14 protein-coding genes are annotated in these 17,663 nt (G+C 72.8%); 9 read left to right on the forward strand and 5 right to left on the reverse strand.

Translation table 11 applies throughout. The features are described from left to right. Positions 1–28: 28 nt before the first annotated feature. From ACIGW4_RS26440 to ACIGW4_RS26455, 4 genes are all read left to right on the forward strand, one after another. Positions 29–364, forward strand: coding sequence for a hypothetical protein (locus ACIGW4_RS26440; RefSeq protein ID WP_399583191.1), 336 nt, complete (start codon positions 29–31; stop codon positions 362–364). Positions 365–379: 15 nt separating this feature from the next. Further along, the gene (locus tag ACIGW4_RS26445; protein WP_399583193.1) at positions 380–565 is read left to right on the forward strand and encodes a hypothetical protein; all 186 of its coding nucleotides are present in this window, start codon (positions 380–382) and stop codon (positions 563–565) included. A 543-nt stretch (positions 566–1,108) separates the two neighbouring features. Further along, complete coding sequence (locus tag ACIGW4_RS26450) at positions 1,109–4,162, forward strand: FAD-binding and (Fe-S)-binding domain-containing protein (RefSeq protein WP_399583195.1); 3,054 nt, start codon at positions 1,109–1,111, stop codon at positions 4,160–4,162. Between the two features lie 109 nt (positions 4,163–4,271). Beyond that, positions 4,272–6,095, forward strand: a complete 1,824-nt coding sequence (locus ACIGW4_RS26455) for a thiamine pyrophosphate-requiring protein (RefSeq protein ID WP_123456517.1) — start codon at positions 4,272–4,274, stop codon at positions 6,093–6,095. 596 nt (positions 6,096–6,691) lie between these two features. Here the strand turns inward: ACIGW4_RS26455 and ligD are convergent. After that, on the reverse strand, positions 6,692–7,594 hold the full coding sequence (gene ligD / locus ACIGW4_RS26460; RefSeq protein WP_359588573.1) for a non-homologous end-joining DNA ligase: 903 nt from the start codon (positions 7,592–7,594) through the stop codon (positions 6,692–6,694). Continuing rightward, the gene (locus ACIGW4_RS26465; protein ID WP_398709133.1) at positions 7,591–8,187 is read right to left on the reverse strand and encodes a DNA polymerase ligase N-terminal domain-containing protein; all 597 of its coding nucleotides are present in this window, start codon (positions 8,185–8,187) and stop codon (positions 7,591–7,593) included. Before ACIGW4_RS26465 ends, ligD begins: the two co-directional genes overlap by 4 nt. Before the next feature lie 122 nt (positions 8,188–8,309). On the opposite strand from ACIGW4_RS26465, the gene ACIGW4_RS26470 reads away from it, so the two are divergent. Further along, on the forward strand, positions 8,310–8,951 hold the full coding sequence (locus ACIGW4_RS26470; RefSeq protein WP_123456514.1) for an endonuclease: 642 nt from the start codon (positions 8,310–8,312) through the stop codon (positions 8,949–8,951). A 207-nt stretch (positions 8,952–9,158) separates the two neighbouring features. On the opposite strand, the gene ACIGW4_RS26475 is transcribed toward ACIGW4_RS26470, so the two are convergent. Then, the gene (locus ACIGW4_RS26475; RefSeq protein WP_398709135.1) at positions 9,159–9,611 is read right to left on the reverse strand and encodes a DUF6098 family protein; all 453 of its coding nucleotides are present in this window, start codon (positions 9,609–9,611) and stop codon (positions 9,159–9,161) included. 195 nt (positions 9,612–9,806) lie between these two features. Between ACIGW4_RS26475 and ACIGW4_RS26480 the strand changes: the two genes are divergently transcribed. After that, positions 9,807–12,080, forward strand: coding sequence for a catalase (locus ACIGW4_RS26480; RefSeq protein WP_399583198.1), 2,274 nt, complete (start codon positions 9,807–9,809; stop codon positions 12,078–12,080). A 68-nt stretch (positions 12,081–12,148) separates the two neighbouring features. Here the strand turns inward: ACIGW4_RS26480 and ACIGW4_RS26485 are convergent, their stop codons facing one another. Then, positions 12,149–12,430, reverse strand: a complete 282-nt coding sequence (locus ACIGW4_RS26485; RefSeq protein WP_123456511.1) for a hypothetical protein — start codon at positions 12,428–12,430, stop codon at positions 12,149–12,151. A 235-nt stretch (positions 12,431–12,665) separates the two neighbouring features. Between ACIGW4_RS26485 and ACIGW4_RS26490 the strand changes: the two genes are divergently transcribed. Beyond that, positions 12,666–13,643 (forward strand): acetylxylan esterase, encoded by a 978-nt coding sequence (locus ACIGW4_RS26490; protein ID WP_399583201.1) that lies wholly within the window; start codon positions 12,666–12,668, stop codon positions 13,641–13,643. Positions 13,644–13,870: 227 nt separating this feature from the next. Here the strand turns inward: ACIGW4_RS26490 and ACIGW4_RS26495 are convergent, their stop codons facing one another. Beyond that, complete coding sequence (locus ACIGW4_RS26495; RefSeq protein WP_399583203.1) at positions 13,871–15,061, reverse strand: cytochrome P450; 1,191 nt, start codon at positions 15,059–15,061, stop codon at positions 13,871–13,873. A gap of 378 nt (positions 15,062–15,439) precedes the next feature. Here ACIGW4_RS26495 and ACIGW4_RS26500 point away from each other — a divergent pair, with 378 nt between their 5' ends. Then, complete coding sequence (locus ACIGW4_RS26500; RefSeq protein WP_359588562.1) at positions 15,440–16,525, forward strand: cytochrome P450; 1,086 nt, start codon at positions 15,440–15,442, stop codon at positions 16,523–16,525. Continuing rightward, positions 16,522–17,292 carry a class I SAM-dependent methyltransferase gene (locus ACIGW4_RS26505; protein ID WP_123456507.1) on the forward strand — a complete coding sequence of 257 codons (771 nt, stop codon included), beginning with the start codon at positions 16,522–16,524 and terminating at the stop codon, positions 17,290–17,292. Before ACIGW4_RS26500 ends, ACIGW4_RS26505 begins: the two co-directional genes overlap by 4 nt. Positions 17,293–17,663 lie beyond the last annotated feature (371 nt).

Raw genomic sequence — 17,663 nt, forward strand, 5'->3', positions numbered from 1 at the left:
CTCCCGGAGACCCCTGATGCACCCCGACGTGGAACGACTCACCCGCATCGTCCCGCCGCCGGCGGGGCGTCAGCCGCGGGACTGGCCCGAGGTCGAGGCCCGCCTGGGCAGCGCCCTGCCGGAGGACTTCAAGGACCTCGTCGACACCTACGGCGGGGGCGTCTTCGACGGGACGGTCTGGATCCTGGAACCCGACTGCGCCGACTCCGACCACGACCTCCCGGCCATGAAGGAGGAGCGCGCCGAGGTGCCGGCCCGGCTGTGGGAGATCGGCCCCGAGCCCCGTCCCGAGCAGCTGGAGGCCGACGGAGCGGGGTTGCTTCCCTTCGCGTACGTCGAGGGGACCGGCGCCTACCTCTACTGACTCACCGGCGAGGACGTGCGTCCCGAGGACTGGACCGTCCTGGCGAACGCGGGCCGCGGACCGGAGTGGGAGCACCACCCCGTGTCCGGCACCCGATTCGTCCTGTCCGTGCTCACCGGCGAGATCCACTCCGACGTCCTCGGCGACCTGCCCGTCGACGACCACACCTTCGACCCGAACGACGAGATCCTGGGCGGCTGACGGACCGCCGGCACGGCCGTCACGATCGCCTGGTCGTGGTGGACCGTGTACTCCTCCTGCAGGTGCCGGCCCGGGTCGAACGGCTCGCCGGGTTCGCGGCCGTCGGTGTCGGTGGGCTCCCGGATACCTCGCGGGTCGTAGGAGCGGGCGCCGTGGTACGAGCAGCCGGTCTCCTGGTCGATTTCCTTGCCGGTGAAGCCGTAAGGGTCCTTCTCACCGGAGTGTTCGTCGGCCCGGGTCCCCCGGGCGGGAAGCAGTCCAGGTGCTCGGCGAGCCGGCCGGAGCCGGCCGTGCCGAAGTTCGCCGACCCCAGGTGGTCGCCGTGGAAGAAGAACGGTTTCTTCTCGTAGACGTCGACCGGCTTCGAGGTCTTGGTGGCGGCAGGGAGGTTCACCGGCACGGCGCGGATGCCACCGGGCGTGTCGGTTTCGGATGGAAAGCCAGGAAAGCATCTTTACCGGGTGCAGGCGGGGGTACGCGGAGGAAGGGACGCACCAGCGACCCCCTGGACCTCACGATCCACCGGTGGAGGCGGTCTCTCTGATGTCTTCGGTTGACGTGGCCGCGCTCGAAGAGGCGCTGCGAACGGCGGTGGACGGCGAGATCCGGTTCGACGCGGGGAGCAGGGGCGCCTACGTCACGGACGGATCGAACTACCGCCAGGTGCCGATCGGCGTGGTCGTGCCACGGTCGGTGGAGGCCGGAGCACGGACGGTGGCCGTCTGCGCCCGTTTCGGCGCGCCCGTGCTGTCCCGTGGGGGCGGCACCAGTCTGGCCGGGCAGGCCACGAACGCCGCCGTGGTGATCGACTGGACGAAGTACTGCCACGCCCTGGTCTCCGTGGACCCCGACGCCCGGACCTGCGTGGTGGAGCCCGGCATCGTCCTCGACGAGCTCAACCGGCGGCTCTCGGACCACCGGCTGCAGTTCGGCCCGAAGCCGTCCACGCACAGCCACTGCGCCCTGGGCGGCATGATCGGCAACAACTCCTGCGGCGCGTCGGCCCAGGCGTACGGCAAGACGGTCGACAACGTCCGCCGGCTGGAGATCCTGACCTACGACGGGCTGCGCACCTGGGTGGGGCCCACCGGCGAGGCGGAGCGCGCCCGCATCGCCGCCGAGGGCGGGCGGAAGGCCGAGCTGTACGCCGGCCTGGACCGCATCGTCGCCGAATACCTCGGCGACATCCGGCGCGGCTTCCCCAGGATCCCGCGCCGGGTCTCCGGCTACAACCTCGATTCGCTGCTGCCCGAGAACGGCTTCGACGTCGCCAAGGCGCTGGTCGGCAGCGAAGGCACCCTGGTCACGGTCCTGCGGGCGGAACTGGACCTCGTACCCGTACCGTCGCGCCAATCGCTGCTGGTCCTCGGGTACGACGACATCTGCGCGGCCGCCGACGACGTGCCCCGCCTGCTGGAACTCTGCTCGCCCGGTCAGCTGGAGGCCCTGGACGGCCGGATGGCCCAGCTGATGCGCGAGGAGGGCGCGTACCTCGACTCCCTCCGTGTCCTGCCCGCCGGCGACAGCTGGCTGATGGTGCAGTTCATCGGCGACAGCCGACAGGACGTGGACGCGCAGGCCCACGCCCTGCTCGCCGCCGTCGGCCGTCACGAGGAGGACGCCGACGTGGCCTTCTCCGACGACCCCGAGCGGGAGCAGAAGATGCTGAAGGCCCGCGAGGCCGGCCTCGGCGTCACCGCGCGCCCGCCGGACGGCCGGGAGACGTGGGAAGGGTGGGAGGACTCCGCCGTCCCGCCCGAACGGCTCGGCGACTACCTGCGGGACCTGAAGGCGCTCTTCGAGGAGTTCGGCTACGACCACCCCTCGTTGTACGGGCACTTCGGGCAGGGCTGCGTCCACACCCGCATCCCCTTCGCGCTCAAGACCGCCGAGGGGGTCGCCGACTTCCGCCGCTTCCTGGAACGCGCCGCCGATCTGGTGGCCTCGTACGGCGGTTCCCTGTCCGGCGAACACGGCGACGGGCAGTCCCGGGGCGAGCTGCTGACCAGGATGTTCGGCGAACGGCTGGTGAAGGCCTTCGGCGAGACGAAGCGGCTGTTCGACCCCGACGACCGGATGAACCCCGGCAAGGTCGTCGACCCCCACCCGGTCGACGGGCAACTCCGCCTGGGGCCGGCGTGGCGGCCCGCCGCACCCACGACCCACTTCGACTACCCGGAGGACGAGCACTCCTTCACCCGCGCGGTGATGCGCTGCGTGGGCATCGGCAACTGCCGCGGCCACTCCGGCGGCGTCATGTGCCCCTCCTACCGCGCCACGAGGGAGGAGGAGCACTCCACCCGGGGCCGGGCCCGCCTGCTGTTCGAGATGCTCGGCGGCCACGCCGACTCCGCGATCACCGAGGGCTGGCGCTCCACCGAGGTGAAGGACGCCCTCGACCTCTGCCTGGCCTGCAAGGGCTGCAAGTCCGACTGCCCCGTCAACGTCGACATGGCCACCTACAAGGCCGAGTTCCTCTCCCACCACTACGAAGGCCGGCTGCGGCCCGCGGCCCACTACTCACTGGGCTGGCTGCCGCTGTGGGCCCGGCTCTCCCGCCTCTCCCCCGCCCTGGTGAACGCCGTGCTCCACGCCCCGGGCGTCTCGGCGCTGGGCAAGCGGCTCGCCGGGGTGGCGCGGGAGCGGCAGGCCCCGGCGTTCGCGCGGCAGTCCTTCCTGCAGTGGTGGCGGGAGCGGGAGACGGCCGGAGAGCCGGACCCGGGCGATCCGCTGACCGTGGTCCTCTGGCCGGACACCTTCACCACGTACTTCCACCCGTCCATCGCGGTGTCCGCCGTACGGGTCCTGGAGGACGCCGGCTTCGAGGTCGCCGTTCCCGACGGGCCGGTGTGCTGCGGACTGACCTGGATCTCCACCGGCCAGCTCGACGTGGCGGAGAGGGTGCTGCGACGCACGCTGCGCGTCCTGCGGCCCTACCTGGAGGCGGGCACCCCCGTCATCGGCCTCGAACCCTCCTGCACCGCGGTGTTCCGGTCCGACGCGGTGGAGTTGATGTCGGAGGACCAGGACGTCAAGCGGCTGGCGGGGCAGGTGCGCACCTTCGCCGAGCAGCTCGTCCACCACGCCCCCGAGGGGTGGCGCCCGCCGAGCCTGCCCCGGAGAGCCCTCGTGCAGACCCACTGCCACCAGCACGCGGTCATGAAGTTCGACGCCGACCGGGAACTGATGCGCCGGGCCGGCCTCGACGCCGACGTACTGGACGAGGGGTGCTGCGGTCTCGCGGGAAACTTCGGCTTCGAAAGCGACCACTACGGCCTGTCCATGGACGTCGGCGAACAGGGCGTCCTGCCCGCCGTCCGCGCCGCGTCCCCCGGCAGTCTGGTCCTCGCCGACGGCTTCAGCTGCCGCACCCAGATCGAACAGGGCGGCACCGGCCGCCGGGCCCTGCACCTGGCCGAGGCACTGGCCCTCGGCCTCGACGGGAACCTGCCCGGCCGGCAGCCCGAACGCCTCTCCCGGCGCCCGGAACCGCCCTCGCGGACCGCCCGCTGGGCCGCCACCGCGGGCGCCGCGGCGCTCACGGCCGCCGTCGCCGCGGCCGGCCGCGGCGCCCTCGGCCTCCGGCGCGCCCCGTGACGGGGCCCGGGAAGCACAACGGGGCCCGGGGCGCGCCCCGTTCGGCCCACGGCCCGCGAAATCCGACACCACAGCCCGCGAACGACAACAACCGTTGAAAGGTCCCACCATGTCGACGAAGGTCTCCGACCACGTACTCCAGCGGCTGCGCGACTGGGAGGTGGAGTACGTCTTCGCCTATCCCGGCGACGGGATCAACGGACTGCTCGCCGCCTGGGGCAGGGCCGATGACAAGCCGCGGTTCATCCAGTCCCGGCACGAGGAGATGTCCGCGTTCGAAGCCGTGGGCTACGCCAAGTTCTCCGGGAAGGTCGGAGTGTGCGCCGCCACCTCCGGCCCCGGCGCGATCCACCTGCTCAACGGCCTGTACGACGCCAAGCTCGACCACGTCCCGGTCGTCGCCCTCGTCGGACAGACCAACCGCAGCGCCATGGGCGGCTCCTATCAGCAGGAGGTCGACCTGATGGCCCTCTACAAGGACGTCGCCTCCGACTTCTGCGAGACGGTCACCGTCCCCGAGCAGCTCCCCAACGTGATCGACCGCGCGATGCGCACCGCGATGGCCCGGCGGTCGGTGACCGCCGTCATCATCCCCGCCGACGTCCAGGAACTGGACTACACGCCGCCCGGCCACGCCTTCAAGATGGTGCCCTCCAGCCTCGGCATGCCCCAGTACGCCCCCGTGCCCGGCGACGCCGACCTGGCCCGCGCCGCCGAGGTGCTCAACGCGGGCGAGAAGGTGGCGATCCTGGTCGGCCAGGGGGCCCGCGGCGCCCGCCAGGAGGTCATGGCCGTCGCCGATCGCCTCGGCGCCGGCGTCGCGAAGGCGCTCCTCGGCAAGGACGCCCTGGACGACGACCTGCCGTACGTCACCGGCTCGATCGGCCTGCTCGGGACCAGGCCGTCGTACGACATGATGATGGGCTGCGACACGCTGCTCGTGATCGGATCCTCCTTCCCGTACACCCAGTTCCTGCCGGAGTTCGGGCAGGCGCGGGCCGTGCAGATCGACATCGACCCCCACATGGTCGGCCTGCGTTACCCGTTCGAGGTGAACCTGGTCGGCGACGCCCGCGAGACGCTGTCCCGGCTGCTGCCGCTGCTGGAGGGACACAAGGACAAGGGCTGGCGGAAGAAGATCGAGAAGGACACCGCCCGCTGGTGGGAGGTCATGGGACGGCGGGCCGCGGTCGAAGCCGACCCGATCAACCCCGAGTACGTCGCCCACGCCCTCGACGACCTGCTGCCCGAGAACGTCGTCCTGGCCGCCGACTCCGGCTCCGCCGCCAACTGGTACGCCCGCCATCTGAGGCTGCGCGGGGCCATGCGCGGATCGCTCTCCGGCACGCTCGCCACCATGGGGCCGGGCGTCCCGTACGTGATCGGCGCCAAGTTCGCGCACGGTGACCGCCCGGCGATCGCGCTGGTCGGCGACGGGGCGATGCAGATGAACGGGCTGGCCGAGCTGATCACCATCGCCAAGTACTGGCGGGAATGGGAGGATCCGCGTCTGATCGTGGCCGTCCTGAACAACCAGGACCTCAACCAGGTCACCTGGGAGATGCGCGCCATGTCCGGCGCCCCGCAGTTCCTGCCCTCGCAGTCGATCCCCGACGTCGCCTACGCCGACCACGCCCGGCTCATGGGCCTGCACGGCATCAGGGTCGAGAAGCCCGACGAGGTCCGGGGCGCCTGGGAGACGGCGCTGGCCGCCGACAGGCCCTGCGTCCTCGATTTCGTCACGGACCCGGCCGTGCCGCCGATTCCGCCGCACGCCTCCCTCGACCAGATCGAGGCGGCCGCCGCCTCGGTCCTCAAGGGGGACAGCGACCGCGGCGCCATGATCCGCCAGGGCTTCAAGGCCAAGGTGCAGGAGTTCCTGCCCGGCGGCCACAAGCGCTCGGACCGGCCCGGCACCGAGGGCGGGGCGTGAGCGGACTGAGCGGGTAGCGGATCGGCTGTCGGGAGGAACGGGAGGAAGGGGGTGCGAGGATCCTCGCACCCCCTTCCTCCTGACTCCTGAGCCGGGGTCAGTCCCCCGACCCGTCAGTCCCGAACAGCCCGGTCAGACCGGCCGGATGACCGGTTCCGGGGCGGGGACGGGGCCCGGCAGGGGCCCCGGGCGCGGCCCGGGTTCCGGTCGAGGGTCCCCGGGGTGGGGATCCGGTTCCGGCTGCGGGGGTGTCGGCGGCACCGGGTCCGGGCCGCCGGGTCCCGGCACCGGCCCGGGAACGGGGCCGGGCTGCGGGCCGGGGCCGGGACCCGGCGTCGGCGTCGGACTCGGGGGGACCGGGTCGTCGGGCGGCGTGCCCAGGAGCGCTCCCGGTGGCCGGGAGCCCGGCTCGGGATCGGATGACGGCATCGGACGCGTCGGAGGCCCGGTCCGTGCGTCGCACTCCATGATTCCGGGGCGTGCGTCGCTTTCCATGGTCACATCAGCTCCCAGGGTCGTCTTCCCCCTCCGGTTGCCCGGGGGCCGGCCCTTCATTCCGCTCGGCGACCCCGGAGAGCGTGCGGCCCGCGCGGTTCTCAGAGCTTCTCCAGTCGGCGGCGGGCCGCTTCCACGGAGCGGCCGCGGCGCAGTTCCTGTTTCCAGGGGTCCTCGCCCTCCAGGCGCTCGTCGATGGTGGCGAGCGTCCAGCGCTGCGGGGTGAGGTCGGGATCGTCCAGTTCGCTCCAGCTGAGCGGTGTGGCGACCGGGGCACCGGGCAGGGCACGGACGGCGTAGGGGGTGACGGCGGTCTGGCCGTAGCCGTTGCGCTGGACGTCGAGGTAGAGCCGCCCCTTGCGGGCCTGCTTGCGCGCCGCGGTGGTGAGCCGTTCCGGATGCCGGTCGGCGAGCAACTCGGCCACGTCGCGGGCGAACGCGCGAACGGTGTCGAAGGTGGCGCGGCGGTCGAGCGGAACCAGGACGTGCAGGCCCCGGGAGCCGGTGGTCATCAGGGCCGCGGGCAGACCGAGTTCGTCGAGCACCTCGTGCAGCGCGGCGGCGGCCTGCCTGACCGTCTCGAAGTCCTCGCCGGACGGGTCGAGGTCGAAGACCAGCCGGTCCGGGTGGTCGGGCCGGTCGGCCTTGGACAGCCAGCGGTGCGGGGTGACGCACGCCTGGCCGGCCAGGTAGAGCAGGGTGGCCAGGTCGTCGCAGACCGGGTAGGTGACGGTGCCGTCCGCCTTGGGCAGCTTCCAGCGGTGGATCCAGTCCGGGAAGTAGTCGGGGGTGTCCTTCTGCATGAAGCGGCCGTCGTCGATGCCGTCGGGGTGGCGTTCGAGCATCAGCGGACGTCCGCGCAGGTGCGGCAGGATGCGCGGGCCGACCCGGCGGTAGTGGTCGGCGAGGTCGGCCTTGGTGATGCCGTCGTCGGGGAAGAGTTCCTTCTCGGCCCGTTTGATCTCGACGGCCCGGCCGCTCACGCGGATGTGGGCGGTGCTCATGGTGTGCCTCGCTCGCGGATGACGTCGGTGGGCCGTTCGCCGTCGCGCGGCAGGGACTCGCGGGCGCGCAGCGGCAGGGCGGTGGTGCGCCGGCCGTCCGGGCTCAGCAGGTCGCCCTCGTGGATCGCGACGGCGCGCACACCGTCCGGTTTCCGTTCGAACAGCATGTCGTCGTCGAAGGTGCGGCGGTCGGAGAACACCGCGAGCACCGGCTGTTCACGGCCCATGGTCCCCGTCGTTCGCAGCCGTTCCCGCTGGGCCTCCGGCAGCCGGTCCAGCACGCTCATGCCGGCTCCGTACTCGCCCCCGGCGATGGTCCCCTCGAAGTGGCGGTACTCCAGGGGGTGGTCCTCGGTGGGCATCGCCGGCCGTCTGTCGTGCGGATCGCCGGACGGCCCCTTGGGGACCGACCAGGACTTGAGCACGCCGTCGGCCTCCAGGCGGAAGTCGAAGTGCAGGGTGCTCGCGTCGTGGATCTGCACCACGAAGCCGGGCTCGCGGCCGGATCCCGTGCCGCCCGCTCCCCTGGGCTCGCGGGTCTTGCGGAAGTCCCGTCTCCGCCGGTACTCCGTCAGGGCGTCCGGTCCGGACATCGTCGTTCCTCCTCTTCAGCCCCGCGACTACCCCGCCGCTCCGGTTCCGACACGCCCGGTGTGACGGCGACGGGGCGGGGCAGACGCCGCGGCGGGGCGTACGAAGGCGAGGAGGTGGGCGGGTGACGACCGTCGACACGATCACGTCCCGGCTGCTGTCCGAACACGGCCGGACGTACGCGCGGGAGGCCGGCATCACGCTGCGCGACAAGCCCGCGCCGCTGTACCAACTGCTGGTGCTCACGGTGCTCTGCTCGGTACGGATCAACGCCGGGATCGCCACCGGGGCCGCGCGGGAGCTGTTCCGGGCCGGTCTCCGAACGCCCCGGGCGATGGCCGGCTCCGGGTGGCAGGACCGGGTGGACGCCCTGGGCCGGGCCCATTACGTGCGGTACGACGAGAGCACCGCCACGGCTCTCGGCGACGGGGCGCGGCTGGTGCTCGAACGGTGGCGCGGCGACCTCCGGAGGATGCGGGAACAGGCCGGCGACGACCCGGACGCCCTGCGGAGGTCGCTGCGGGAGGTTCCGCGGATCGGCCCGGTCGGGGCGGGCATCTTCTGCCGGGAGGCCCAGGCGGTCTGGCCGTGGCTGCGCCCGTTCTTCGACGACCGGGCGTGCGAGGTGGCGAAGGGTCTCGGTCTGCCGCACACGCCCCGCGCCCTCGGGCGGCTGGTGCCTCCGGAGGACCACGCCAGGCTTGCCGCCGCCCTCGTCCGCGTCGGCCTGTCGAAGGGCGCGGCGAGGGAGCTGCGAGCCGCGTGACGTCCCCAGGCCCCGCCGAGGAGGGTGCGCAGGCGCTCCGCGTCGGGGGCCCGCAGGCGCCGGTCGATCTCCAGGGCGCGGCGCAGGAAGGACCGGCTCCCGGCGGCCCGGACGCGGAACACCTCGTCTCCCGGGTCCGGCGAAGGTCTGGGAGCAGTCGGGCGAGCGACTCCACCCGAACGGGCGTTCCCTGTCGCTCCGCGCCGATCAGGCGTGACGGTCGAGGGGCCCCCAGCCGTTCGGCTGGCGCTCGACCTCGGAGGCGGCCTCCTCGATGACGCGGTCACGGATCCAGCCCAAGGGACACACTTCGGTGACCAGGGGCTCGTTGTCGGGCCCGCGCCCCACCTCGCGGCCGCGCAGAAGCCAGGGCCGCACCTCGGGGTCCTTCACCCGCGGGAGGTGGGAGTAGTCGTAGAGGCGGCGCGCGGCCCAGGTGTGCAGGGGGCGCTCGCCCCACCAGGGCTCCACGTCCAGCGAGCTCGCCGACAGGCCCGGAAGCGGCACGCCGGTGAGGTCGTCGCGACTGCTCACGCCCGGCAGGTCGACGCCGGGGCCCCTCGACCACCGCACGTACAGGCCGCGGTCCCGGGCGAGGAACTCGGCGAGCTCGTCCAGTGAGTCGATGCTGGGGAGGGGGGAGGCGTTCGGCTGGTTCACGTAACGCCCCTACCCGGCCGTACCCGTAAAGAACGCCTGTTCAGGCGAGTCTCTGGACGAAGCGGGGGTACTCGGGATGCCGGATGACGTTCCAGACGAGAGGGTGGCACCGGGCTCGAGGCATGCCTCGCCCGGTGGGCGGCGAGGAACTCGCAGGCCGCGGAACCCCTCAGGACTCAGGAGGAGAGATCAGGCATGGTCCGGAAGAACGCGAGCAAGACCGCGGCCCAGAAGACCACGGCGGCCGAGGGCGGGCCCCGGAAGCGGGGCGGGTCGCGCCCCGCGCCCGGCAGGCCGACGCCGGAGCCGCCGGAGGTGAGCGAGCCGACCCTGCCCCGGGAGCCCCTGCCACCCGCTCCCGACCAGGACGGCCCCGCCACCGTCAGCCCGACGGGACAGCCCACGGGCGCGCCCCGGTCGGCGGTGGCACAGGGCGGCGCCTACCTGACGAACGCCCAGGGCACCCGGCTCCCCGACAGTGACCACTCGCTCAAGGCGGGTGCGCGCGGCCCGGTGCTGCTCCAGGACCACCACCTGCGGGAGAAGATCACCCATTTCGACCACGAGCGCATCCCCGAGCGGGTGGTCCACGCCCGGGGGGCCGCCGCGCACGGGGTCTTCCGGGGCTACGGCACGGCCGCGAAGATCTCCAAGGCCGCGTTCCTGGCGAAGGACGTCGAGACGCCCGTCTTCGTGCGCTTCTCGACCGTCCTCGGCTCACGCGGCTCCGCGGACACCGTCCGTGACACGCGTGGTTTCGCGACGAAGTTCTACACCGAAGAGGGCACGTTCGACCTGGTCGGCAACAACATCCCGGTCTTCTTCATCCAGGACGGCATCAAGTTCCCCGACGTCGTCCACGCCGCGAAGCCGCACCCGGACCGCGAGATCCCCCAGGCGCAGAGCGCCCACGACACCTTCTGGGACTTCGTGTCCCTCCACACCGAGGCCACCCACCACACCCTGTGGAACATGTCCGACCGGGGCATCCCCCGCTCCTTCCGGATGATGGAGGGCTTCGGCGTCCACACCTTCCGGCTGACCAACGCCCAGGGCTCGACCTCCCTGGTAAAGTTCCACTGGAAGCCGAAGCTCGGCGTCCACTCCCTGGTCTGGGAGGAAGCGCAGATCACCAACGGCATGGACCCCGACTTCCACCGCCGCGACCTGGCCGACGCGATCGAGGCGGGCGCGTTCCCCCAGTGGGAACTCGGCGTACAGGTCTTCCCCGACACCCCGGAGCAGACCTTCGAGGGGATCGACCTGCTCGACCCCACCAAGATCGTGCCCGAGGAGCTCGCTCCGGTGCGGCCCCTCGGTCTGATGACCCTCAACGCCAACCCGACCAACTTCTTCGCCGAGACCGAGCAGGTGGCCTTCCACCCCGGCCACCTCGTGCCCGGCATCGACATCACCGACGACCCGCTGCTCGCCGCGCGCCTGTTCTCCTACCTGGACACCCAGATCAGCAGGCTGGGCGGCCCCAACTTCGCGCAGCTGCCCATCAACCGCCCCCACGCTCCGGTCAACGACATGCTCCGCGACGGAATGCACCAGACGGCGGTGCACGCCGGGGTGGCGCCCTACCGGCCCAACTCCCTCGACGGCGGCTGCCCGTTCCTGGCCGGGGCGGACGAGGGGGCCTTCATCGAAGCCCCCGTCGAGCTCCCCGCCGCGCGGAAGGTCCGCGAGGCCCCCGCCTCGTTCGCCGACCACTTCTCCCACCCCCGGATGTTCTGGCTGAGCATGACGCCGACCGAGCGCGAGCACATCATCGCCGCCTACACCTTCGAACTGGGCAAGTGCTACGAACAGGCGGTGAAGGAGAGGATGCTGACCGTCCTCGCCCGCATCGACCCACAGCTCTGCGAGGGGGTCGCCGCCGGACTCGGGCTCCCCGCCCCGGCCGTCGCCGAACCGCTCGCGGACGTCGAGCCGAGCCCCGCCCTGTCCCAGATCGGCCGCACCTGGCCGGTGGACGGGAGGGTCATCGGCATCGTGGCCGACGGCGACGCCGACCTGAAGGGCGTCCGGGCCGCCAGGAAGACGATCCTCAACGCGGGAATGGTCCCGCTCGTGATCGGCCCGACGGGCGGCGTCCTGGGGTCGAGGAACCCCGTCACCGTGCAGCGCACCTTCGCCACCGCGCGCTCGGTCGAGTTCGACGCCCTGCTCTTCGCCGGAGTGCCCCGGGCGGCGGCCGACGCCCACGGCGCCCGGGACGCGAAGGCCGGCGCGCCCGATCCCGACGGCCCCGACCCGCGGGTCCTGTTGCTGCTGACGGAGGCGTACCGCCACGGCAAGGCCATCGGCGGCTGGGGCGACTCCTCCCGGATCCTCGGAGCGGCCGGCATCCAGGAGGACGAGCCGGGCATCGCCTTCGCGGACACCTCCGCCGCGGCCCTGAAGCAGCTCACGCGCGCCCTCGCCGGGCATCGCGCCTGGGACAGGTTCCCCGCGACCGTCTGAACACCCCCGCGCGCCTGCCGCGTACACCGCGTACGAGCGGACCCGGCGGCAGGCGCGCGGCCGTCGTCTCAGGCGCCGTCGGGTTCCAGGAGGCGTCGGGTGCGGTCGTTCGCGCCACTGAGGGTGAGGGGGACGCCGAGGCCGGCGCACATGCGGTGGGCGCGGGCGAGGGCGCTGAAGGTGGCGGGGCTGGGGTCGGCGGCCGGGACCACGACGACGACCCGGGCGGGCCGGTGCGCCTGGACGAGGACCTCGATCCGGAGGGCCGCCGCGGCGCGGTTGGTGACGTCCAGATCGCGGTGGAGCGTCACGTACAGGACGTCGTGGCGTACGGCGTGGCTGATGAGCAAGGTGTCCCTCCGCGCAGGACGAAGGCCCACAGGCCTGACGCGGCGTGGGCGGTTCGTCCGAGGATGACACGGCTGACGGCCCGACGGCGTTCACCTGGCGTTCACCACGCGGAGTGTCCGCCGGGAGACTGCGAAGATTCACGTATATGAATCGGCGGGGGTGCGGCCTAGGGTGAGGAGGGCCGGGCGACCGGTCGGGATTTCGGACGAGCCCCTCACTCACCAGGCGGTTTTCATGACCCAGTTCGACCTGCCCCTCGACGAGCTCCGCGCGTACCGGAGCACGTCCGTGGAGCCCGGGGACTTCGACGTCTTCTGGGCGAAGACCCTCGACGAGGCACGCACGCACGCGCTGGACGCGCGCTTCGAGCCCGTGACGACCGGGCTCGCCACGGTGGAGGTCTTCGACGTGACCTTCGCCGGGTTCGGTGGGCACCCGGTCAAGGGGTGGTTCGTCCTGCCGGCCGGGGCCGCCGAACCGCTGCCCGTCGTAGTGGAGTTCCTCGGGTACGGCGGCGGGCGGGGCCTTCCGCACACCCATCTGCTCTGGGCCTCGGCCGGGTTCGCGCATTTCGTGATGGACACGCGGGGGCAGGGCAGCGGCTGGGCCACCGGCGACACCCCGGACCCGACGGGCAGCGCGCCCTCGTTCCCGGGCTTCATGACGCGGGGCATCGAGGACCCGTACTCCTACTACTACCGCCGGCTCTTCACGGACGCGGTGCGCGCCGTGGAGGCGGCCCGCTCGCATCCGCTGGTGGACGCGAGCCGTACGGCGGTGACGGGCGGGAGTCAGGGCGGCGGCATCACGCTGGCCGTGGCGGGGCTGGTGCGGGACCTGGTGGCGGTGGCGCCGGACGTGCCGTTCCTGTGCGATTTCCCGCGCGCGACGACGATCACGGACCGCATGCCGTACCGCGAGATCGGCAACTACCTCAAGACGCACCGCGGCCGGGTGGGGCAGGTCCGGGAGACGCTGGCCTATTTCGACGGGGTCCACTTCGCGGCCCGTGCCACGGCTCCGGCGCTGTTCTCGACGGCCCTGGAGGACGAGACGTGCCCGCCGTCGACGGTGTTCGCGGCCTTCAACGCGTACGCCGCGGAGGAGAAGGCGATCGAGGTGTACGACTTCAACGACCACGAGGGCGGCGGCGCGTTCCAGCAGGCGGCCCAGCTGGGCTGGCTGCCGGGGAAGCTGCGCCGGGGGGTGTGACGACGGGTCGGAGCCGGCGGGTCCTGACGAAGGGCCGGAGCCGACGGGGCTGGCGACGGGCCCGCACCGGTCGGTCCGACGACGGGCCCGCACCAGCCGGTCCGAGAAGGGCCGGAGCCCTGGCCGCGCAGCGGGCCAGGGCTCCGGCGGGTGCACGCGAGCCGTGCACCGGCGTGCTGCCCGCCTCCCGGACGGGCGTCACGCTCGTGGGTTTCAGTGCCAGTACTTCATGGTCGAACCTCCTCCCCCGCTCGTGGACGCAGTGTGACCTCGAAGCGGTCGAGACCGCGGAGGGTCAGATTGCGCCGGTGTTCCGGTTCCGCGACGGCCCGTGCGTCCGGGTAGTCCCTGGCCAGGGCCCCGAGGACCGATCCGGCGAGCCGGATCGCCATGGACGCGCCCAGACAGGCATGGGCCCCGCGTCCGAACCCGAGGTGCGGGTTCGGGGCGCGGTCGAGTCGCAGCTCTGTGGGGTGGTCGAACCGCAGCGGGTCGTGGTTGGCCGCGCCCAGGAAGAGCGTGACCGGATCACCCGCCTTGATGGTGACGCCACCCAGTTCGGTGTCGGTGACGCAGACCCGGGCGTCCGCCTGGACCGGTGCGTCGTACCGGATGAGTTCGTCCACGGCCGAGGCCGGGCCCGCCCGGAACGCGTCGAGCGCGCCGGGGGTGGTGAGGAGGGCGGCCGCGGCGTTGCCGAGGAGCCGGGAGGCGGATTCGTAGCCCGCGTGCAGGACGGCCCGCAGACTGTTCCGCAGAACCGTTTCTGCCACCCCGCTGTCCGCCGCGTGTTCCGCCACGTACGCGATGAGCCCTTCCCTGGGCGGGTCCGCCAGCCATCCGCCGGCGTACTCCGCGAGCCGGGCCCGGGCCGCGACGGCGGGCTCGTGCTTCTCGGGCCAGAGCCCGGCGTCCATGCCGTCGACGACGGTACGGGACATGGGCACGAACCAGTCGAGTTCGGGCGCGGGGACACCGAGGAAGGCGGTGACGAAGCGGAGGGCGACCGGTTCGGCGAGCTCTCCGACGAAGTCGAAGGAGGGCCGTCCGGCCAGCTCGGCGAGCAGGTCCGCGATCTGCGGCTCCAGGCCGTCGTGCAGGGCCCTGCGGTCCTGGGCGCGGAAGCCGTCGAGCAGCAGGTGCCGGATGGCGGTGTGCTCCGGCGGGTCGAGGGTCTGGACGCTCAGCAGCGGTGCGGGGATGTCCTCGCCCGCGCGCCGCCAGTCGGAGGCGAAGCGGTTGCTGTCGGTGAGCACCGCGAGGCAGTCGGCGTGGCGGGTCAGGACCCAGGAGCCGAGCAGTTCGTGCCAGAAGACCGGCGCGGTCTCCCGCATGCGGGCATAGGCCGGGTAGGGGTTCCGCAGGTTCGACGGGCGGGCCAGATCCAGGATCGGGTCCACGGCTGCCGCTTGCTCCACGAAACGTCTCCCCCTGTGCATCGGGCCTGGTCGAGGCCTTGGTCGCCTGCGAATCGAGCGGTACGAGACGCCGGATCACCGGTGGGTGGAACGCCTCGTCAGTGCTTCACCGGCGGTTCGCCGGTCCTTCCCTGAACATCATCCGAGCCGAGCGCCGGTGACGCTACCACGCAACTGGGGTGGCTGGTATGACTACCTGCCTCAGATCTTTCACAAAGCTTCGGGGAGTTACGGAAGATGACCGGCCAAGACCAGACAATCGTTCACGATGTCCCGGTAAACGTTGCTCAACAGCCCAACCCCTACCCGCTCTTCGAACGCATCCGTGAGCACGGAGTCGTCCAGCGCGTCCGGCTGAATCCCACTCTTGAAGTCTGGATGGTCACCGGCTATGACGAGGCGGTGGCCGCGCTCACCGACCCCCGGCTCAGCAGCAGCCCCGTCGGGGTCAACGGCCTCGAGGAGGAGATGGCCCACCAGGAGCGCACCAACGTCCTGATGAGCAGCATGCTCGTGGCCGACGGCGAGAACCACACGCGCCTGCGCAACCTCGTCTCGAAGGCCTTCACCTTCCGTCGCGTGGAGGCGCTCGCGCCCCGCGTCCAGGCGCACACCGACGCCCTCCTCGACGCGATCGCGAAGCGCGGATCCGCCGATCTGGTCTCGGAGTTCGCGCTGCCGCTGCCGATGGCCGTGCTCAGCGAGCTCATCGGCATCCCGGCCGAGGGGCAGCCGGACTTCGCCCGCCTCGCGGTCGGTCTGATCATGCCGCCCAACACCCCGGAGCGGCTCGCCAAGGGAGCGCGCGCCCGCGCCGAACTCACCGAGTTCTTCGAGCCGTTGATCGCCGCGCGCAAGGCGGACCCGAAGGACGACCTGCTGAGCGCGCTCTGCGCCGCGCAGGCCGAGGAGAAGATCAGCGACCGCGAGCTGACGGCCATGGCCATCCTGCTCACGCTCGCCGGCCACGAGACCACGGCGAGCCTCATCGCGAACGGCGTCCACGCCCTCCTGCGCCACCCGGAGCAGTTCGCCGCGCTGCGCGACGACCCCTCGCTGCTGCCCGGGGCGATCGAGGAACTCCTGCGCTACGAGGGGCCGGTGAGCCGGGGCGTCGCGCGCTTCACCGTCGACGCGTACGAGATCGGCGGGGTCACCGTCCCACCCGGCGAGATGATCATCATCGGTCTCGCCGCGGCCAACCGCGACCCCGCGCGCTACGACCGCCCCGACATCCTCGACGTGGCCCGTCGCGAGGTGCCGCAACAGCTCGCTTTCGGCCATGGTGTGCACTTCTGCCTGGGCGCTCCGCTGGCCCGCGCCGAGGCCAGGATCGCCATCGGCACCCTGCTGCGGCGCTTCCCCGACCTGCGGCTCGCCGACCCGGACGCGGACCTGAGCCGGCGCGAGGGCATCCTGCGCGGCATGGCGACGCTGCCCGTGACCTTCACCCCGCAGGCGTGAGGGGCGCGACGGTGAAGGCGGCGGAGTTCGACGAGATCGCCCCGGGATACGACGAGTCGCGCGGCGGTACGGCGCGGGCCGCCGGTTTCGCGGAGCAGCTGGCGCCGCTGCTCGACCCGGCGCGCCCGGTGCTCGACATCGGCGTCGGAACGGGCATCGTGGCGGCCGAACTGACGGCGCGCGGCCACACCGTGCACGGCGTCGACCTCTCCCCCGGGATGCTCTCCCGAGCGAAGGCCCGGCTCGGCGCGCGGGTGGCGGTGGGCGACGCCTGCCGGCTGCCGGTGCGGAGCGGGTCGGTGGACCAGGCGGTATCGACCTGGCTGCTGCACGCGGGCCCGGACAACCGGGCCGTCCTGGCCGAGGTCGCGCGGGTGCTGCGGCCGGGCGGGCGCTATCTGGTGATCCCGGCGGGCGGGACGCGCCCCACCGACGACATCGGGCTCCTCGTCGGGGAGTTGGAGGACCGTCTCGACCCGGAGGGCAGCCGCCGCGACGGCCCGGAGTGGCTGGCCCCGATCGGCGCGGCGCACGGCCTCGTCTACGAGGGGACGGCGTCGGAGCGCCCCACGTCCTTCCGGGTGTCGCCGCGGGCGATGGCCGAGTCGCTGACGCGCGGGCTGTTCACCGGGGCCTGGGCGGTGGGCGGCGAGGCGAGCCGTCTGGTCGACGAGACCAGATCCCGCCTCCTGGCCCTCCCCGACCCGGACGTCCCCCGCGTCAGGGAGACGGCGGACGTCGTCCTGGTCTTCCACCGCGGGACCTGACGGGACGGGGCCCGTTGCGGGCTGCGCCCGCGGGGGCGGTGCCTGCCCTACGTCCGTCGCGGACGCGCGCCTGCGGGGCGGTGCCCACCCCGCACCCCCGTCGCGGCCTTCGCCCGCCGGGACGGTGCCCCCGCCGCCCCCGTTGTGGGCTGCGTCCGCCGGGCGGTGCCCCCGCCGTTGTGGGCCCGCGCCCGCGGGGCGGCGCCCACCCCCGCGCCCCCGTTGTGGGCGTCGCCCCGCCGGGCGGTGCCCCGACGTTGTGAGTGCACACCGCCAGTGCGGTGCCCCCGTCCACCCCGTTGTGGGCAGTCGTTCCGCTGGGGCGGAACGGGTGGGCACAACGGACCCGCGCCCTGCCGGCGCCCGAGGCT

It is taken from the genome of Streptomyces sp. NPDC053513, from assembly GCF_044544765.1.
Classification (GTDB): domain Bacteria; phylum Actinomycetota; class Actinomycetes; order Streptomycetales; family Streptomycetaceae; genus Streptomyces; species Streptomyces litmocidini.